At 36.8% G+C, this 936-nt stretch carries 1 protein-coding gene; it reads left to right on the forward strand.

Translation table 11 applies throughout. From position 1 onward, the window contains the following. Nucleotides 1-759 (forward strand): prolipoprotein diacylglyceryl transferase (gene lgt, locus ACOCEA_RS17960; protein WP_420757655.1); only part of this gene is annotated, 759 nt, incomplete at its 5' end. Nucleotides 760-936 lie beyond the last annotated feature (177 nt).

The raw sequence follows: 936 nt of genomic DNA on the forward strand, positions 1-936 counted from the left end.
TATTACAGTCTTTCGTGGGCTATTGGTTGCGGTCTTTTATACTTAGTAGTTAAGAGAGTTTATCAAAAAGAGAAAATCCCTCTCGAAAACTTGGAACAGCTAACTATGTACATTTTAATAGGAGGGCTTCTGGGTGCACGCCTAGGGCATTGCTTTTTTTATGAACCACAATATTACCTACAAAATCCACTTGAAATACTCTTACCTATTCGAAAAGTGGGCGAAACGTTCAAGTTTACCGGCTTTCAAGGACTTGCAAGCCATGGCGGATTAACTGGAATAGTAATCGCTATCATCCTTTATGTTAGAAAGACCAAAACAAATATTTTGTGGATAATGGACAGAGTTGCTCTTGGCTCTGGATTAATGGCTGCGAGCATTAGAATTGGAAATTTTATGAACTCTGAGGTATACGGTAAACCGACAAATGGAAACTGGGGTGTAGTCTTTGAAAGGGACGATCTAATACCTAGACATCCAACACAACTTTACGAAGCTGGAGCATATTTGTTAATTTTCGTTGTTCTTTTGCTTGTTTATAAATCAAAAAAAATAAAAAGACAAAATGGACTTATGGTTGGAATTTTCATGATTTTAATGTTTGCAGCAAGATTTATGATTGAATTTGTAAAAGAAAATCAAGTTGGATTTGAAGATTCGATGACAATTAATATGGGGCAAATTTTGAGTATTCCTTTAATTCTATTAGGGTTTGCGCTAATATACTTCGGAAAAAAGCCTGTGGCTAACAAAGCCTAAACGTAATGCGGACTTTAGGGCAAAACCGAAAGGTCTGTGTATATTTATAAAGTCGCTAAATCTTATGGATTTAGCTTTGGAACAAAAAAAGAAAAAGCAAAACCAAAAGCTTTAGCTTCGTGCGCAGACGGAAACAAAAAGTTTCCTTGCCCCCGCACTACGCTTAGCCCAACCGTT

This window comes from Maribacter luteocoastalis (assembly GCF_048890225.1).
Classification (GTDB): domain Bacteria; phylum Bacteroidota; class Bacteroidia; order Flavobacteriales; family Flavobacteriaceae; genus Maribacter; species Maribacter luteocoastalis.